Origin of the sequence: Colwellia sp. MB02u-14, assembly GCF_014076915.1 — a bacterium.
Lineage (GTDB): Bacteria > Pseudomonadota > Gammaproteobacteria > Enterobacterales > Alteromonadaceae > Colwellia_A.
In genome coordinates this window covers 475,997-494,484 of the sequence record NZ_JACGUX010000087.1, presented here as the reverse complement: position 1 = coordinate 494,484, position 18,488 = coordinate 475,997, and the positions used below count along the sequence as shown (strand labels likewise).

The window sequence follows — 18,488 nt, the reverse complement described above, 5'->3', positions numbered from 1 at the left end:
GTCTTTACTGTCCATGTTCATTAATAGTATGTTCTATTTTTTTTAGCTGAAGGATCTGCTGCTGTAATGCTTTAAATTGCTGCTGTTGCTGCACGGAAGCTTCTTTTATGGCGTTAAGCGCTTTCTTTGCTTGTGATAGATCATTGAGACGTAACACTTGTTCATTGAGTTGTATTTTTAGCATGCTATAAAAGGCAAAGTCGGCCTCAGTTATATCGCTGTTTTTGAGATCAATGAGTGAAAGCTTGTTTAAGATACTTTTTGCGGTAAACGGATTGTGAACAGACGAATGAGGCAGTGAAAAAAGCAATACTGATTTTAATTGCCATTGAATAGCATCGTTATTATTCATTTTATTTTGCGTTACAGCTTCATTACTGTCGAATAAGACTAACTGATGTTGGCGAACTTTATCTGCCAATTGACTGTCAGTTAAGGTTACTAAAGATAAATAATACTGCGTATAGTCAATGATTTTACTTTCAACAGTTATATCTGGAGTTGTTTTATTTAGTAACTGACAACCACTTAATATTGAGAGTAACGCTAGTGTAAAAATAACGAGAAGGTTTTTATTGGTTGAAAATATCATCAAGCCTTTACTCCCATTTTAGTTTCCACTAGAAAAGCATGAGGCAAGGTGATTGTCATTGCGGTACCACTATTTATACCGGTATTACTTTTTATTTCAATGGTGCCATTGAGTCGCATCAGTAGCTCCTTTACAATGGTTAGTCCTAGACCACTGCCTTTGATTTTTGCATTTTTTGCAGGAATGCCTTGGTAAAAAGCATCAAATATTTTCTCTTGTTGGCCGTCAGCTATACCGATACCTTGGTCAATAATACTCAACAACAACGTATTATCATTGAGTGAGCACACTATGTTAATAACGTTGTTTTCATCAGAGTACTTAATCGCATTTGATAAGAGGTTATCTAAAATAACACTTAATTGTTTCCCGTTAGCTTTGAGTTTTATTGCCGCACTTTTATACACAACTGTTAAGTTTTTCTGTTTAATATCTAAACTTCTTTGTTGTAATACTTGCGCAACTAATAATGATAATTCAACGGTTTCAGCATCTTGCAAACTGGTTGAATCAAGCACAATATTGAAGTCTAGTAGGTCTTCAATTAAGCGTTGTAAGCGGGTAACACTACGACGAATAATATTAGAAATTTCTTGTTGTTCAGCATTTAATTCCCCAACACTGTGATCATAAAGTAATTCGGTGCCTTCTCTAATTGCCGCCAGTGGTGTTTTTAGCTCATGAGAGATATGACGAATAAAACTTGATTTTTGTAACTCCAGTGCGTGCAAGCGATTACGCATAACTTCTAAGGCGTCAGCAATTTCTTTCATTTCGGGGGAGCCGTTAAATGTGACTTCACTGTCGAAGTTTCCTAATGCTAAATGCTGTATTTTCTTTAATAATTGTTTGAGCGGCTTAGTTATTAAAAAGATAAAAATTGCTGCGATGATTAAAGTGAAGGGAATGATCATCAGGCTTTTTAGCATGTCGTGTCTAACATCGTTGGCCGATGCTTTAATCTGCTGTGCTTGCGAGATTAATAAATTGTTACTTTGCTCAGCTATTTTTTTTCGGATAGAGACAAGTTCAGTAAAATGTACTTGTAGCGATGCTAATGACGACGTTTCCAATGGGTGCAACGTTAAATAACGGTGAACTAATTCAATCGCTTGAGAAAATTCTTTACTTAGCCGATTTAAGTTTTTGTCTTTATTAAACAATGGATTACTAGCCATGGCTTTTAAAATAGCTTGCTCGTGTCTTAAATAAGCAGTTAATAAGTCTTGATCTTTTAGTATCAAAAACTGACTAGCACTTCTTTCCATTTTGGCTAAGGTAAAATTTATTTGCCGATTTGTTTTAACGAGCTCAGCGACATTAAAAATAGCCGATGTACTTTGATGAGAAAGTAATGAAATTTGATTCGCACTATACAGTAAAGCTATTACTAACGGCAAAGCAACCAAAGAAAAGCCTAAAATGCTGAGCTTTTTAATAGAATACGCGTTAATCGCTAGAAAATGAGGGAAGTTTAATTGTTTCATGGATGCCACAACGATTAATGAGATGAGTAGTTTAGTTTTATTAAAAGAAAAAACAACCATGTCGTTTATTTGAGACACTACTTTAAACCCTGTAATAGCGGGTTTTGAAATTTTATTATGAGTTAGTTACTGTTTTACTTCAATTATTTTATCCATTGTTAGTGTTAACGTTTGCTCATTATTTTTATCAACAGTTTTTCTGTTGCCAAATGGCGACACATTGGAGAAGTTCTTGGGTAGCTTTTAAGTATTTATCTAATAATATCAGCGTTTTATATTTATGGTTCAATTCCTGCTATGTCTATTGTGTTAACCCTTATATTGATTAAAATAAATCCATGAACTCTATGAATAAAGGAATTAAAATGAATTCTATTAGCTTGAAAAAAGTCACTCTACTTGTTGGTACCTGTGCATTAGCTTCGTATTTTGTAAGCGCAGAAGATAACGTTGCAAGTCTTGAAGTTTCCGTGGTTGAACAAGTTGTTACTAAGCCTGCTGCGACTCAAGTGTTGTCTGCTGATAAATGGGTTAAGGTCGACAAAAGTATCCCTACATTATTGACACAACTTGACCATGATAAAAATGGTTCACTTAATGAAGCAGAAGTTATTGCGAGTAAAGATGATCAATTAGTGAAGCACTTTAAAGATATTGACAAAAATGCGGATACTGAAATCAGTGAAGGTGAGCTAAAAAGTTATCTGGCTGCGTTAAAAATGAAAATGAAAATGAAAAATTAACTGTATCTTTTTAACATTATTAGACACGAACTTCCGACTGTTGCCACCTACGCAGTTGGATTTTTTCTCACATGTCATACCCAGTAGAAGATTATTATGGACAACAAACTCACTAACAAAGTACCCGTAGAATCAATGCCTCGATTTGTACAAGTTGATGATTGGATTTTTGAGATAAAAACTGTGCGCGCTCTTCGTGTTGAGGAGTACGGTAAACCTTATACGGCCATTGCCAATCTAACGGTAAATGGAGATAACGCTTATATTGATGGTTTGCTGACACGTGAGGATGAAAAATTTAGTCGCAAAGATTTCCAAGCCTTTTATAAAGTTTGTCAACAAATGACAATAAAAAAAGCACACTTTGACCGCTTTAAAAACAATAAACTGATTGCTGAGAGTGTCGATATCACGCCAGTAAAATCAGTGAAACAACAAACGATACTTAAGCTCGTTCGTTAAAGCCCTCTTACTGACTTTATACATTAAGTACGTATATTCACTTTATTTTTAATGTAATAGGTATAACATAGCCAGCACTTTAATAGCGCGATAAAATAAATTCCTACTTATGTCATTAAGCACCGCTCGTCTCGACCGCTTTATCAGTGAACACTGCAATATTAGCCGTAGATCTGTACGATTGATGTTAGCGCAAAAACGGATATGCGTAGATGACTGTGTATCAAGTGATATTGGCGAGCGTATTGATAAATTTTCAAAAATAACACTTGATGGTCAAGTGTTACAAGATAACCAAGCGCTCTATATAATGCTGCATAAACCCATTGGCGTCGTGAGTGCGACGATAGATAAGCAACATAAAACTGTTATTAATTTACTTGAAGAACAAAGGTTATTCTCTGAGGATACCAGTGAAGACAAAAACAATTTACATATTGTTGGTCGCCTTGATCTAAACACTTCAGGTTTATTGTTGCTGACTAACGACAGTCGTTGGTCAGAACGGCTCACCTCTCCCAAGCATAAAGTAGAAAAATGTTATCAGGTTACCTTACAAAACCCATTAACGGATGATTATGCCCTAGCATTTGCGAAGGGGATGTTTTTTGAATTTGAAAAGATTACCACTAAACCAGCAAAACTAAAGATTATTACTAATCAGGCTAATGAACAAAGTCATCAATATGTTGCAGAGGTTAGATTAACAGAAGGGCGATATCATCAAATTAAGCGGATGTTTGGCCGATTTCGTAATCCCGTTATAGGCTTGCATCGACAAGCCATCGGAAACTTATTACTTGATGAAGATTTGGCTCTAGGAAAGAGCCGATTTTTAACTGACAAAGAAATCAGGGACATTTTTACTACGGCTGTTACAGAATCAGAATAATAAGCTTAATCAAGTTCATCGGCATCACTAATTCGCTCTAATCGCTCCTGTTCTTCTGCAAATGCCGCTTTTATTTCCTCTAATATTGTATCAACATCTGCTGATTTAGTATTTTCTTTAAATAAACCGGTCAATTGAGTTTCAGGTGTTAATTCTGCTTTTTCATATAATGCCCACATTTCCTGAGCATATTTGCTTTTTGCTAATTCAGGAGCAAATTGAGCATAATACTCGGTGATATTATTTACATCGCGAAGTAACATGCTTTTAGCATTATTATTTGCCGAGGCATCAACCGCTTGTGGTAAATCAATAATTACCGGGCCGTATTCGTCAACAAGTACATTAAATTCTGACAAATCACCATGAATGATACCTTCACAAAGCATGATCTTTACATAATTCATCATAATTAGATGGTCTTCTATAGCGTGTTCGCTTGGTAGAATAATATCATTTAGGCGCGGTGCAACATCGCCTTCCCCATCAGTGATCAGCTCCATTAATAGCACACTTTCAAAACAACCAAAGGGCTGTGGAACACGTACACCAGCAGCAGCTAACGTATAAAGGGCTTCAACTTCGGCATTCTGCCAAGCATCTTCTTGTTGTTTTCTACCATACTTTGAGCCTTTTTCCATCGCGCGTGCACGACGGCTATTACGGCTTTTTCGACCTTCTTGGTATTGAGCGGCTTTTTTGAAACTGCGTTTATTGGCTTCTTTATATACTTTGGCGCAGCGAATCTCATCGCCACAACGTACCATGTATACAGTGGCTTCTTTACCACTCATTAATTGACTGATTACTTCGTCAACCAGTCCGTCGTCAACCAGGGGTTGTAGTCTTTTAGGTATTTTCATTATTTAATTAAATCGGCTTTGAAGTTATTCTTCGTCAAGTTCATCGAAGTTTTCGTCTTCACCAAGCGGTTTTATCGAACGGAAACCTTCTTTTACGACAATTTCTAAATAGAATGAAGTTAAGCCAAGCTTTTCAGCTTCGTCGATATGTTTATTGAGTGCAGATAAGTGTACAACTTCTGCGTCTGCTTCAGTAATACCATATTTAGAGTCAAAATCCCAAAAATCAACGCCAGTAGGCAATTTTTTGTTTCTTTCTCTTTTTATGTATTTTTTCACATCATGTTTTACACCTTCAAATAAGCGAGCAACTTTAATTTTTGGGTGAGTGATGTTGAATGTTTTTTTCATGACGTTCCTAAATGATATTGTTAAGAGAATTTGTTACATATGAACCGCATTTTACGTTAATTTTTCCTTGGGTGCGACAGTTACTCTTTGCTAAAGTGAACTTGGTTATATTTTTCGATGTTTTATTCAATTTTTTATAAGGTTTTTCTGTTATGTCATCCGTTATTAAACGTTTCTCTCAGTTAGTTTTTGCTTCATTAACAACATTGCCCTTAGTAGTGAATGCTTCGGGTAATAACAATTTTACTCAATGTATCAATAATTTGCAGGTCAAGGCCAAATCTGCTGGTTATTCAGGTTATATTGTTAATGATATTATTCCAGCGCTTGCGCCGATAAAACGCGTAATTGAACTCGATCAACGCCAACCTGAATTTAGTCAAAGCTTTGCTGATTATTTAAAATTACGCTTAACTAATTATCATATCCAAACTGGTAGAAAGAAATTAGCTGAGCATAAAGAGTTGTTTGATAAACTGTCTAAAAAATACGGCATTCCTGCACAGTACTTAGTGTCTTTTTGGGGCTTAGAAACTAACTTTGGTAGAAACAAAGGGAAAATGTCGGTGTTAAACTCTTTAGCCACATTAGCCTGTGATGAGCGACGTAGTGAATACTTTACCGCTGAATTATTTGATCTGTTTTATTTGATCGATAATAAAGCGATCACCACCAAGCAACTCGCTGGTTCCTGGGCTGGAGCCATGGGGCATATGCAGTTTATGCCCTCAGCATTGAAAAAGTATGCCTTAGATGGCGATGATGACGGTAAAGTAGATGTTTGGCAAAGTGAAGCCGATGCATTAACGAGTGCCGCTAATTATTTAAATAGCATTGGCTGGTTAGAAAAAGAGCGTTGGGGTCGACAAGTACAGCTGCCAAAAAACTTTGCTTTTCAACAAGTCGAGTTTGATCAGTTCTATCCCTTAGCAACCTTTAAAGCTTTAGGTGTAACACGTACTAATGGTAGTGCTTTATCTGATTATAAAATTGATGCTGAGTTAGTCTTACCTGCTGGCGCTGGTGGACCTGCATTTTTAGTCTACCCTAATTTTAATGTCATTATGAAATGGAACCTATCTGAGAATTATGCGCTTTCTGTTGGGTTATTAGCGAATCGTATTCAAGGCGCTGCGGGATTAAAGATAAGCGATAAAAGTCAGCGTAATTTATATAAACCTGTGGAATTACAAGCCCTACAAAAAAAGCTTAATATGATGGGGTACAATGTTGGTAATCCCGATGGCATCTGGGGGCCAAAAAGTCGAAAAGCCATTCGCTTATATCAATTGCAACATGGCTTAGTTGGTGATGGTTTCCCTAGCCGAGCGGTATTAAATAAAGCGGGTATTAAAGGATAACTCTTTTTATCTCTTAGATAAGATATTTATGGTTATATAATTGAGTGAGTACTTTCTGGTTAAGTATTATAAAGACGCTTATATGCCCCAATTAAGAAGATGGCGCCGAAGAAAGGGGAAGTGTTAAGTAGGTTGAGATTACTGAGTCTGTCTATGCCCAGTAATGTCTTTAACGTAATTTTTCTTTTGTCGTTTAAATGAATTGTTCGTTAATAACTAACGCGTTATTGCCTACCTGACCTAAATGAATAAAACCGACAATATGCCGGCTTTATTTTTATTGAGTTCATTTATAGCTTAATAAGGTTGATTACTTTAATAGGGTATTCACTAACCAAGCTGAAATATCGCTCAGTTGCTCTGGCAATACGCTATGAGGCATACGGTATGCTTGCCATGTTGCATGATATCCAGCATCAATCAGTAACTTATTGGCCATAACACCTGAACTCATTGGCACTACGTCATCTTGCTCACCATGGTTTTGTAAAATAGGTGTCTGTTTATTAGCAGTGTGACAGTTATCAGGTAATTTATCAGCGGTAGGTAAATAGCACGATAGCGCTAAAATACCGGCTAATTTTTGAGGAAACCTGAGTCCCGTAAATAAACTGACCACACCACCTTGGCTAAAACCGGCAAGTATAATTTTATCAGTTGAAATACCTAAATCAATTTGCTGCTGAATAAGCACATGAATCGCTTTTTCTGATGCTAACACGCCTTCCATATCTGCACGATTATGCAAATCCATACTCTTTATGTCGTACCAAGAACGCATCACATAGCCTTGGTTAATCGTTACGGCCTGCTCTGGTGCATGTGGAAAAATAAAGCGAATACCATGATTTTTTGGTAAATTTAATACAGGAACAATCGGCGCAAAGCCATCGCCTGAATCGCCAAGTCCATGTAGCCAAATAACACATGATGTGGCTGTTGATTTTGGTTCTACCGTAACGCGCGCTAAGGGTTTTATTGACATCTACTTTACTTATCTTAATAAATTGATATTTACTCTATGATAACAGCTTGAGTTAATATTAAAAATCTATATAAAAAGAGTAAATAGACCAAAAATTTAAGACCTATTCACTGTAGGATTTATTTTTTGATGGGATCGCGTTTTAGCTTGTTCCATAAATGCCACATCTTAACTTTTACTTTGTGTCGTTTTCGACACAGTTTAATGCTAAAGTAATTAGTCTGGGTTTTTGTTATTAAATAACAGTTACTTATATCTAGTTTGAAGTTGGCATGTCCTTTGTATTACCTTACTTAATTATTATTTACTAAAATGAAATCATCAGAGTATGGATATCCAACGAGAAAAAAAAATAATACCTTTGTGGCGTAAGTACTGGTATGTACCCGTTGTACTGATGTTAGCTTTTGCAACGTATAAATTAAAAAGTGTGATGGGTGATGCTTCTTTTATTGTTAAACAAAATGAATTAGTGACCGCTGTTGTTGAACAAGGTCGTTTTCAAGTGAATGTTCGCGCAACAGGGGTTTTAAAACCTGTCTATATTCGTTGGGTTTCAGCACAAGTTTCTGGTCGTGTTGAACAAGCCTTTGTAAAAGCAGGCGCTCATGTCATTAAAGGGCAGATGCTGATGCAACTTTCTAACCCTGAATTACACCGTGAATTAGAAAAAGCCCGTTGGGAATTCGAGGCAAAAAAAGCAGAAAATTATGCTGCTTATATTGCGCTTGAATCTCAATTGCTTGACTTAGAAAATTCAGTCGTTGAAGCTGACTATAGTTACCAAATCAGCAAGTTAAAACTTGATGCTGAAACACAATTAATCGCGCAAAAAAATGCCACCGTATCAGCGCTTGATTATCAGCATAGCCAACTGACCGTTAAGCAACAAAATCAATACTGGCTATCACAAAAGCAAAAAGTTGAAAAAATGAAAGCGAGTTTACTTGCCTCTAAAACTGCTCAACAAGCACGATTGGGCTTAGTTGAAAATAACTATCAGCGTATTAAAGATCAAGTCGATGCTTTAGCCGTAAAAGCGACAACTAATGGGGTGGTTCAGCAGGTTTCTCTTGCGTTAGGCGAGCAAGTTCAAGTCGGTGGTAGTGTCGCTTTGATTGCGGATCAACGTTCGTTGTTTGCTGAGCTTCAAGTACAAGAAAATAAAGTGAGTGATATTGCATTAGGTCAAGCCGTTGTTGTTGATACGAGAAGTAATAAAATTTTTGGTAACGTTATTCGCATTGACCCGGCAGTAAATACTGGCATGGTTCAAATTGATGTGCAGCTAAATAGTGAATTACCCAATGATGCCCGACCTGATTTAACGGTAGATGGCTTAATTGAGGTAAGTGATATTGCGGATACACTTTATGTCCAACGTCCGGTATTTGCCCCTCGTTATAGTGATGCAGGTTTATATAAATTGATTAATGATAAAAAATTTGCTCAAAAACAAAAGGTGAAGTTAGGGCAGAGTTCAGTCAACCAAATTCAAATACTTTCTGGTTTAGCCGTTGGAGATGAAATTATTATTTCCGATACAAGGAGTTGGCAAGAGCATCAAGAAGTGATGATTAACTAATCATAATTATTTATGAAGATAAGAGTAACAGACAAATTAAAGGAAATAAAAATGAGCACATTAATCGAATTGAAAGAAATCAGTAAAAGGTTTTTGACTGAAGAAATCGAAACACGCGCTATTGATACGGTTAATTTAACGATTAAAAAGGGTGAGTATATTTCATTAAGTGGACAGTCTGGCTGTGGTAAATCTACATTATTATCACTTTTAGGTTTACTTGATTCTCCAACCCATGGCACTTATGCACTAGATGGTGTTGATGTTTCATCATTATCAAGAGATCAACGAGCAAAAATTCGCAGTGAACAAATTGGTTTTGTCTTTCAGTCATTTAACTTAATTTCTGATTTGACGGTTTTTGAAAATGTGATGCTACCGTTAACGTATCAAAAAGGTTTATCAAAAAGTGAAATAGAGGGCAAAGTACAGCAGGTATTAGAAAAAGTTGAAATGTCTCACCGAAAAGATCATTTCCCATCACAGCTTTCTGGTGGTCAACAACAGCGAGTCGCTGTAGCTCGTGCTTTAGTTAACGACCCCGCAATTATTCTTGCTGATGAACCAACCGGTAATTTAGATTCAAGAAATGCTGAAGCTGTATTAGCCTTGCTTGATAAACTTCATCAAGAAGGATCGACAATATGTATGGTGACACACGACCCTTCTTCTGCAAAAAGAGCAGACCGCTGTTTAGAGATGTTTGATGGCCGTTTAATTGCTGATAATATCAACATAAAAAACAATGCAGGTTCAATACCTGCACCTGCATTAGTGGTAGGTTAGGAGGATACATGTCTACATTTATCGACATCAAATATGCCTTTAGATTACTTTTTAAGTCACCTAAGTTCACTGCGATGACTTTAGCTGTTCTTGTTGGGGGGCTTTCCATCAGCTTATTCACCTTTTCATTTTTGTATTCAACTATGCATAAAGACTTAAACTTACCTAACGGGGAAAGCATGCTGTCGGTTAATGCAGAATTTAATGGTGAATTTCAGTTATGGACTTCCTATGAATTCTTTATGATAAAGGAAAAACAAACAGTACTCAGTGAATTTGGTATTTATGATAAACAAGACTTTAGATTGTCTTTTGAAGATAGTGGAAAGAATGTTTATGGGACTTATGTTGACCAAGGATTTTTTAATTTCAGTGGCACAAAAGCGGTGCTAGGTCGAACACTGCAAGCTGCAGATATAGAAGCAGGTGCTTCTCCCGTTGCCGTTATCAGCACTCAGATTTGGGCGAGTGATTATTCATCTAGCAAAGACATTATTGGTAAGACTATTATTGTGAATGATATTGTTACCGAAATTATTGGTGTTATGCCCCAAGGGTATCTTTTTCCTGGTTCGAGTCATGTTTGGCTGCCGATAGAACAATCACTCATAAAAAAGACAGCGAACAACCCTAATCATGTTCATCTTTACGGTCGTATTAAACCTGATATCAGTAGAGCTAAAGCTGAACAAGCCTTAAGCCAGCAAATTAATACGATTTATCAACAAAATGCTACGCAATACGATTTAGAAAAAGGTGATAAGTCAGTACGTTTCTGGTCATTTCCTTTTGCGCAAATGGGAGGTGAAGGTACGGTGATTTTTACCTTTTTAAATGTGATCGCTGGAATGATCCTATTACTTGCGTGTATTAATGTTGGAAATCTTTTACTTGCTCGGGCTATAGAACGTCAAAAAGAAACCGCGATACGAGCAGCATTAGGCGCATCAAACACTCGTTTAGTGAGTCAGTTAATGTGGGAAGGCGTTATTATTACTTTATTAGGTGGCGTTTTATCGGTTTTACTTGTAGGTGCTGCTTTACATTACACCGATATTATATTGCATTCATGGAATTCCAAAACGCTAGTGTTTTGGTGGCGTTGGGGTATGGACAAAGAAACACTATTAATGGCGGCCGTCTTTACTATAGTGACAATTTTTTTATCCTCATTTTTACCCGCTTGGCGCTCTGCCAATCAAGACATTAATACAACATTACGTGATGGAACTCGTGGCGCACAAGGTAAAAAAGCAGGGCGTTTATCAAGATTCTTAGTCACGACTCAAGTATTTCTTGTCGCGATATTAATGCTTATTGGTTCGATGTCAGGGTATATATCTAATAAACTGGTTAATTTAGAAACGGGAGATGATTACACTAATGTGATGAGAGCTAGGCTCAGCCTACCTGAAAATAAGTATGCAGAACCACAGCAGCAAATTGCTTTTTATCAAAACTTAATGACAGACATCAAAAGTCACCCTCGCGTTGCGGGTGTCGTTATGAACAATTGGCTTGGAAATTTTCTCCTAACACTTGAGGGAATTGATTACACCGATGAAAAAAGTAAGCCATCTGTTGATACGCTAAGTGTGATAGGGAAAACAGATACCATTGGTGTTAACCTGGTTGATGGGCGTTTCTTAAACCATCAAGACAAAAAAGGTAATCGTAACGTCGCTTTGATTAGTCAGTCAATGGCGAGTCGATACTGGCCTGGGGAATCTGTCATTGGTAAAAGCTTTCAACTTAAGATCGATGAAAAAAACGAAAAACTATTTATCGTCGGCGTTGTAACAAATCGCATGAATCCTAAAACCATGCTCGGTAAGCTTGATAGCGCCGATGAAGTTTATACTTCAGGTTTACAATTTATGACGGCTTTTCAAAACTTTTTTTATCTAATAGAAGGCGAATTAATTAATAGTGAAGAAATATTTTATCAAGCCTTGTATAAAATAGATCGAAATATTGCTCTCTTTTATGCGGTTGAACCGGCAGAGAAAAATAGAGGTATGATGCGTGATGTAATGCAATTAACGTCTAATATCACTTTTGGTACAGGCTTCTTTGCCCTAATCTTAGCACTGGTTGGCATTTATGGTTTAACCGCTAATTCGGTGGCACAACGTACTCATGAAGTTGGTATTAGACGCGCAGTGGGTGCTACTGATAAAAGTATTGTGAATATGTTTATGAAACAAGGGGCGAAACAATTAATTAAAGGATTAGGTTTAGCCTTAATCATTTTTGTATTAATTGCCTTTGGTTTTAATAAAATGTCGGAAGGTATATTCCCAACGTATTTATATGTGGTTCTTGCAGTAACGGTAGTTATTGGATTATCTGCTATTGTAATGTTAGCGATATATGCACCAACGCGCAGAGCCGTTAAAATGGAACCAAGCTCAGCTCTTCGTTACGAATAAGACGAAGGAAGAAAAGCTATCGCCCTTAATGTTAGGGCGATAGAGTAATATTAATCAATGGTGTAACTATAATACTGTGAAAAATAATAAAATCTTAATTGCTGATGATGACCTCAATATTATTGCCAGCTTAAAATATATGTTGTCAGAAGAGAATTTTGATATTTTAGCGATGTCCACGCCTGAAGCTGTTTTGGAAAATTTAAAGCGTGAAAATGTAGATCTCGTTTTAATTGACATGAATTTTCAGCAAGATACAACCTCTGGTAGTGAAGGGTTACAGTTAGTTGAGGCTATTCAACAGTTTGACGAAACTCTGCCTATTATTGTTATGACCGGCTGGGCAACTATTGATATTGCCGTTGATGCTATGCGAGCCGGCGCAAAAGATTTCATCCAGAAACCGTGGAACAATGAACGTATGCTAAGCGCTATTAATACGCAATTGAAATTAGCCAGTATCGATAAAAAGCTCAACCGACTCAATCAAGAAAACAAGCTACTCCGCTCACAATCGTTTCCTAAAAATAATGGCATTATTGCGCAATCACCCGCAATGAAAACATTGTTGTCATCGTTAGAAGAGCTCGCAAAAAGTGATATGAGCATTTTACTTACCGGTGACAATGGCACGGGGAAAAGTATGCTTGCTTCTTATGTGCATCAACAGTCATCGCGAGCTGAAAATTCTTTTGTTCCGGTGAATATGGGCGCTATTCCAGAAAGCTTATTTGAAAGTGAAATGTTTGGTCATTTAAAAGGGGCATTTACAGATGCTAAAGAAAACAGGGTTGGCCGTTTTGAAATGGCAGAGCAAGGCACGTTATTTCTGGATGAACTTGCCAATATCCCAATGGCTCAACAAGCTAAGTTATTAAGAGTATTAGAGGAGAAAAAATTTGAAGTGGTCGGAAGTAGTAAATCGCTGAGCGCGGATGTACGTATTATTTCAGCCACCAACTGTGACTTGGCAAAAGCTATTAGTGAACAGCAATTTAGGCAAGATTTATTTTACCGTTTAAATACCATTCAATTACGTATACCTTCATTGCACGAACGTATTGAAGATATTGAGCCTTTAGCCCATTATTTTTTACAACGCTTTAGTGCTAAATATAATATTGTCGCCCCTGAGTTATCATCGGATGCTGTTAATAAGTTACAACAGTATACTTGGCCGGGTAATATTCGTGAGCTAAGCCATCTTATGGAAAAACTGCTTTTTACCTGTAAAAAAACGGTGATAGGTGGACGAGATTTATTACTTGAGAATATTCATCCTTCAGCAAGTGAACTTGATGAGAATAGAGGTGATAAACTCGCTAATCATTCGTCATTATCTTTAGATGAAATAGAAAAAATATCGCTAATCAGCCGTTTGAAACACCATAGAGGTAACGCCACAGAAACGGCCAAATCTTTAGGGTTAAGTCGCAGTGGCTTTTATCGTCGCATGAGTAAACACGGCCTTGACTAATCGACAACGAAAACAAAAAAATGATCATAGCTTGTTAGCTCTTTTTTTGTGCTTGCCTTGTTTGATTATAACCACCGTAGCACTTTATATAGCCAATGTATCTGCTTATTTAATTGCTTTTATACTTATTATTTTGGCGTTAATTGCTGTTTTCATTGTTGTCATTTCTGAGCAACGTTCTCAACAACAAATAAGAACCTTGGCTAATATTCTGGAATCAATGATTGATGGCGATTATAGTTTGCGTGGCCGAGAGCAAGAAAATAAGGCTTTTCAAGAACTACTCACACTCGTTAATAATCTCGCAGACACACTGGCATTAAGTAAAATTGAAGCGAAAGAGAGTCGGCAGTTGCTTGAGCGAATAATGCAACAAATGGATGCAATGGTTTTAGCGGTTGATGAACAAGGTCGGATTGTATTGGCAAATGATTCGGCCCAAAAATTATTACAAATAGATATGTCTCAACATGCTCATTTATTGCTGACAAGCCTAATGATAGGGAAAGTTATTAGTGAAGCACAAAGCGGTATTATTGATTTTGAACAACCCCAGCTTAGTGGTGAACACTTCCTTTTTAAAGAATACTTTTTAAGTGAAGGCAAGCAACATCAACTCTTTTTAATCACCTCAGCACAACGATTGTTATTAGAAAAAGAACGCAAATCTTGGCAAAGTTTATTGCGTGTTTTAAGTCATGAAATGAACAATTCTTTAACACCTATCTCTAGTATTAGCCAATCGATAAGTTCTAAATTACAAGACGGGCAGAAAGCCTTAAATCGAGAGTCTTTATTAACGGGGGTTGATATTATTAACGAACGAGCAAGTTCGCTTAGTTCCTTTATTGCCAGCTATAGTCAGCTTTCTCACTTGCCTGAACCCAATAAAAGTAGATTTGCCCTGCAAGGCTTTATTAGCCATTGTATTGCGCTCTTTAGTGATTGTCGTATTCTATTTCCAGATAATTCTATTGATTTAGAACAGGTAAATATTTACGCAGATAAAGCTCAGCTTGAGCAAGTCTTTATCAATGTCTTTAAAAACGCCAAAGAAGCCATGCAGAGAACTCGTAGCACAGACAAAATTATTGAAGTGTTTTGTCATGTGGATGATAAATATTTTCACATTCACGTCTGTGATTCAGGTAGCGGGATAGCTAACAAAAATAACTTATTTGTCCCTTTTTATACGACAAAACCACAAGGCAGTGGTATTGGCTTAACGTTATGCAAACAAATATTATTTAATCATGATGGACTTTTATCGTTAAAAAACAGAGAAAATGTCGCAGGGGTTGAAGCTGTCATATCGCTTCCTAAAGGTTGATACGATAAATTATCAGTTACACTCGATATATACCAATATTACCGTTTAGATATTTCCAGCAATACTTTGGTTAATATTATAGAGCTTCTGCTTATAGAGCTTTTTTTCATCAAGCTCATAGGTCCACTCTAGTGCTTTAACTAACATAGCTTGGGCCATCTCCATTTTTTGTTGCTTTGTATAAATACGGTATAGCCCCATATAGGCTTGATTTAAATAGGGCGCTTTCTTCAATGCCTTTTTAAAGTGTCTTTCTGCTTGTTTAATATCATTATTTTTTGTTGCGATATAAGCCTGAGTTAACGATTTATAGGGGTTAGGATCGTCTAATTCTTCCATCTTACTTTGCAGAAAACTCACTTCTTCCATTCGCTGTTGAGACTTAAGTAGCATAATATAATTACTTAATAGTGCTATGTTTGGTTTTCCTCGATCTAGACCTATTTTGTAGATTGCTTCTGCCGTTTTTACATCACCAGCCCTTCGGTGAATAACGGCTAATAAATTAATTGTTTCGATATTTTTAGTGTCATATTTATAGGCGGTATTAGCATACATAAAGGATTTCGCTAAATCTTTATCAGCTAAAGCGTCAGCAGCAATATTCTTATAATACATCGCTACAAAGGTATTATAAGAAAACGTTCCTTTTCTGCGATTATTTTTACTTGGGAAGTAATCAATGGCTATACCGGGGGGAGAAAAATAGAAAAAGTTATCATCAGCAACAAAAGAGGGATCATAAATTACTGTTTGTACATGCGAAGAGGATAAAATAACATCTTCTTTTTTAGAATAAATAGGTAAGGTATACACGTTACGATATGAGAAATCCAATCCCAACAGCTTAGCATAAGCAGTGGTTAAAATAGCCAAACTCATACAGTTCCCTTTATTAAGACGCATTGCGGTAGTGGCATTATATGTTGCACCATAATAGGTGAAATTGGCCATGTTCTCGGTAAGTATCTGATAGAGTGCTTTGTGAGGTTCATAGCCCATAGCTACTTTTTTCTCAAAATCTATTTTTACCTTTTTCTGTTGGTCTTGCGTTAGGTAAAACAGTTCTTGCTCATTTAATGGTGCTATTTTTGTTTGTTCAAATAAATTGTAATTAATAGGAATATTGATGTGTTGTTTAAGATCAGATTTTGAGCCATCTATAGACGTAGTTGAACAGGCTGAAAAAACAAAAGATAATATCAAAAGTAAAATTATTCTTATGCGATGCATTTGTCATCCTTAACATTCGGGTATATTTTCTATCTCGTCTTACCACGGGATAACTTAACTACGAAAAACTCTGTACTTAAATTAACAGAATAATAACTTATAATAAAGTGTTGTTGAAAATTAATCATTACACGTCACTTTTAACCGTTCCACTTAACTACACGCTTTGCTTAATCGATGCTAATTATAAGTTGGGTGTAGTAGATGCCTAATCATTTACATCACTGCATAAAGATTAAAGTTAGCGAGCGTTTTTTTTCGCAGATTAAATCAACAAAACACTCCCCATTTGCTATAATCGGTATTATCAATTGCAATGCCTTAATTAAACCGCGTAAATTTCGCGATTTTTTTTACATTATTTCTAGTCGGTTCTTAAATGTATGACTAGTCATAGTTCCTTATACTGGAGTTTATATAGTTTCATGAGAAAGTTGTTATCGTCACCTGTTAAAATGCCCCTGTCTGATGCTGAAAATCAGGTTTATCAAAATGCCCTTAAATATATCACGCCGCTGAGCTTAAATTTAATGGCGGTTAAAGTGACACATCGTCCAGAAGATTTTCTAGGTTGGTGTGGTGAGTTAAACCGTCTTTGTCGTGAAGAACTTAATAAGGATCTTTTAGAAGATGAGCAACTTTTACCGCTTAAAAAACTACAAGATATTCTTGAAGCTGGGATAACGCTTAGCCAGTTTAAAATGGCTAGAATTGCTCCTTGGACAATATTTGCTGATTTTATTGAACAGCAAACTAGTATACATGCCCTAGACGAGCGTTTACGTTTGCTTAACTATCTTGACGAAATTCGTCAACAACCTTTAGCAGACTTAATTGTTGAAGACCGCCTCGCTTTTTCTGGTAAGCACACTACTCAGCACGACTACAGTATTTATAATTTTGATGTTGAATGGTTTGCTGGTACTAAAGGCGCCAAGGTTTTTCATACCTTACTTGAGCAATCACCAGAAAAATTTGATGCTGCATTAGCGCATATCCCTTTAACAGGTGATGTAAATCATGCTGATTATCAACGGTTTGTTAGTGACTTCCAACAAATCTTTAAAGAATATACACAGGTTAAATCTCAAGGTGAAAAAGCACCGTTAGCGGCTGCTACACGCTTGTTAGCAATGCGCCGACCGGATCAATTTATTGCATTAAACAATAATAAAATTGATATTCTTTGCCAAGGTTTATCAATTGCTAAACTAAAAAATACTGATTTTTCTTCATACTGGCATGACATGATCGGTACTATGCGTACTTTTGCATGGTGGCATCAAGCACAACCAGAAATTGTTGAAGAAACTTGTGTTGCAAGTGATAGCGAAGCAAGTGAATCAGACAATAACGAAAGCGAAACGCCAGAGAGTAAAAGTAAACGTGAGCAGACGTTATGGAAAAATCGTGCTGTACTCATCGATTTATTTTTATTTGCTGATGCTGACTTAGCGCCAAACTCAAACTATATTCGTTTGCGCGATAAAATGCTTAACAAAGCGAAAACTAAGTCAAAAGCTGTACCTAAAAAACGTAGCAAAGAGTCAGCTGAAATTTTGGTAGATAAAGCGCTTACTTCAGAAGATCTACCAACCTACCTATTGGGTAAACGTGACTCAATTATTATTCAGGTAAAGAATGGTAAAAGTGTTGAACAAGCTATAGGTTTAATGCGCGCCATTTTTGGCTAAAGGTAATAGCGGGTCAACACTTTTTATCGACCGTTGTTAATTATTAAATATAAAACCAGAGGCTGCAAAGCCACTGGTTTTTTTATGTTCAGGATGAACGGTATGTCGTGATGCCATGGATGGCAAGGAACGACGATGTTCAGGATGGCCTTTCTCAGACATCCTGTCTTTCAAGGCATTAGTGCATCCTTGCACGTCAACGGTATGTCGTAATG

17 protein-coding genes are annotated in these 18,488 nt (G+C 36.6%); 10 read left to right on the top strand and 7 right to left on the bottom strand.

The genetic code is table 11. The features are described 5' to 3' along the window. Positions 1-4 precede the first annotated feature (4 nt). Complete coding sequence (locus H4J52_RS18560; RefSeq protein ID WP_182223307.1) at positions 5-595, bottom strand: hypothetical protein; 591 nt, start codon at positions 593-595, stop codon at positions 5-7. Then, on the bottom strand, positions 592-2,157 hold the full coding sequence (locus H4J52_RS20320; RefSeq protein ID WP_182225367.1) for a HAMP domain-containing sensor histidine kinase: 1,566 nt from the start codon (positions 2,155-2,157) through the stop codon (positions 592-594). The genes H4J52_RS18560 and H4J52_RS20320 overlap by 4 nt, the downstream gene beginning before the upstream one ends. 287 nt (positions 2,158-2,444) lie before the next feature. On the opposite strand from H4J52_RS20320, the gene H4J52_RS18550 reads away from it, so the two are divergent. From H4J52_RS18550 to H4J52_RS18540, 3 genes are all read left to right on the top strand, one after another. Beyond that, positions 2,445-2,822, top strand: coding sequence for a hypothetical protein (locus tag H4J52_RS18550; RefSeq protein ID WP_182225366.1), 378 nt, complete (start codon positions 2,445-2,447; stop codon positions 2,820-2,822). Between the two features lie 96 nt (positions 2,823-2,918). After that, the gene (locus H4J52_RS18545) at positions 2,919-3,284 is read left to right on the top strand and encodes a hypothetical protein (protein ID WP_182181785.1); all 366 of its coding nucleotides are present in this window, start codon (positions 2,919-2,921) and stop codon (positions 3,282-3,284) included. Between the two features lie 109 nt (positions 3,285-3,393). Continuing rightward, the gene (locus tag H4J52_RS18540) at positions 3,394-4,176 is read left to right on the top strand and encodes a pseudouridine synthase (RefSeq protein WP_182181786.1); all 783 of its coding nucleotides are present in this window, start codon (positions 3,394-3,396) and stop codon (positions 4,174-4,176) included. Between the two features lie 5 nt (positions 4,177-4,181). On the opposite strand, the gene H4J52_RS18535 is transcribed toward H4J52_RS18540, so the two are convergent. Together H4J52_RS18535 and H4J52_RS18530 are read right to left on the bottom strand one after the other, a co-directional pair. Next, complete coding sequence (locus tag H4J52_RS18535; RefSeq protein ID WP_182181787.1) at positions 4,182-5,039, bottom strand: PA4780 family RIO1-like protein kinase; 858 nt, start codon at positions 5,037-5,039, stop codon at positions 4,182-4,184. Between the two features lie 24 nt (positions 5,040-5,063). Then, positions 5,064-5,390, bottom strand: a complete 327-nt coding sequence (locus H4J52_RS18530) for a DUF6172 family protein (RefSeq protein ID WP_182181788.1) — start codon at positions 5,388-5,390, stop codon at positions 5,064-5,066. 152 nt (positions 5,391-5,542) lie between these two features. Here H4J52_RS18530 and H4J52_RS18525 point away from each other — a divergent pair, with 152 nt between their 5' ends. Further along, positions 5,543-6,751, top strand: coding sequence for a lytic murein transglycosylase (locus H4J52_RS18525; RefSeq protein WP_182225365.1), 1,209 nt, complete (start codon positions 5,543-5,545; stop codon positions 6,749-6,751). 310 nt (positions 6,752-7,061) lie between these two features. On the opposite strand, the gene H4J52_RS18520 is transcribed toward H4J52_RS18525, so the two are convergent. Then, positions 7,062-7,736, bottom strand: coding sequence for an alpha/beta hydrolase (locus tag H4J52_RS18520; RefSeq protein ID WP_182181790.1), 675 nt, complete (start codon positions 7,734-7,736; stop codon positions 7,062-7,064). Positions 7,737-8,064: 328 nt separating this feature from the next. On the opposite strand from H4J52_RS18520, the gene H4J52_RS18515 reads away from it, so the two are divergent. The 5 genes from H4J52_RS18515 to H4J52_RS18495 all read left to right on the top strand — a co-directional run bounded on the left by H4J52_RS18515 (position 8,065) and on the right by H4J52_RS18495 (position 15,346). Further along, a complete protein-coding gene (locus tag H4J52_RS18515; RefSeq protein WP_182225364.1) occupies positions 8,065-9,321 on the top strand; it encodes an efflux RND transporter periplasmic adaptor subunit in 1,257 nt (418 codons plus the stop codon). Positions 9,322-9,372: 51 nt separating this feature from the next. Further along, positions 9,373-10,107, top strand: coding sequence for an ABC transporter ATP-binding protein (locus H4J52_RS18510; RefSeq protein WP_182181792.1), 735 nt, complete (start codon positions 9,373-9,375; stop codon positions 10,105-10,107). Between the two features lie 8 nt (positions 10,108-10,115). Further along, positions 10,116-12,539 carry an FtsX-like permease family protein gene (locus tag H4J52_RS18505; RefSeq protein ID WP_182181793.1) on the top strand — a complete coding sequence of 808 codons (2,424 nt, stop codon included), beginning with the start codon at positions 10,116-10,118 and terminating at the stop codon, positions 12,537-12,539. A 76-nt stretch (positions 12,540-12,615) separates the two neighbouring features. After that, positions 12,616-14,016, top strand: coding sequence for a sigma-54 dependent transcriptional regulator (locus H4J52_RS18500; RefSeq protein ID WP_182181794.1), 1,401 nt, complete (start codon positions 12,616-12,618; stop codon positions 14,014-14,016). After that, positions 14,009-15,346, top strand: coding sequence for a PAS domain-containing sensor histidine kinase (locus tag H4J52_RS18495; protein WP_182181795.1), 1,338 nt, complete (start codon positions 14,009-14,011; stop codon positions 15,344-15,346). Before H4J52_RS18500 ends, H4J52_RS18495 begins: the two co-directional genes overlap by 8 nt. A 45-nt stretch (positions 15,347-15,391) precedes the next feature. Here the strand turns inward: H4J52_RS18495 and H4J52_RS18490 are convergent, their stop codons facing one another. Beyond that, positions 15,392-16,579: a lipopolysaccharide assembly protein LapB gene (locus tag H4J52_RS18490; protein ID WP_182181796.1), complete on the bottom strand. Its 1,188-nt coding sequence runs from the start codon at positions 16,577-16,579 to the stop codon at positions 15,392-15,394. A gap of 425 nt (positions 16,580-17,004) precedes the next feature. Here H4J52_RS18490 and H4J52_RS18485 point away from each other — a divergent pair, with 425 nt between their 5' ends. Continuing rightward, positions 17,005-18,273 carry a hypothetical protein gene (locus tag H4J52_RS18485; RefSeq protein WP_182181797.1) on the top strand — a complete coding sequence of 423 codons (1,269 nt, stop codon included), beginning with the start codon at positions 17,005-17,007 and terminating at the stop codon, positions 18,271-18,273. Positions 18,274-18,309: 36 nt separating this feature from the next. Here H4J52_RS18485 and H4J52_RS20170 read toward each other — a convergent pair whose 3' ends face one another. Continuing rightward, entirely contained in the window at positions 18,310-18,435 is a 126-nt protein-coding gene (locus H4J52_RS20170; protein WP_259366507.1) for a hypothetical protein, read from the bottom strand. Positions 18,436-18,488: the final 53 nt, after the last annotated feature.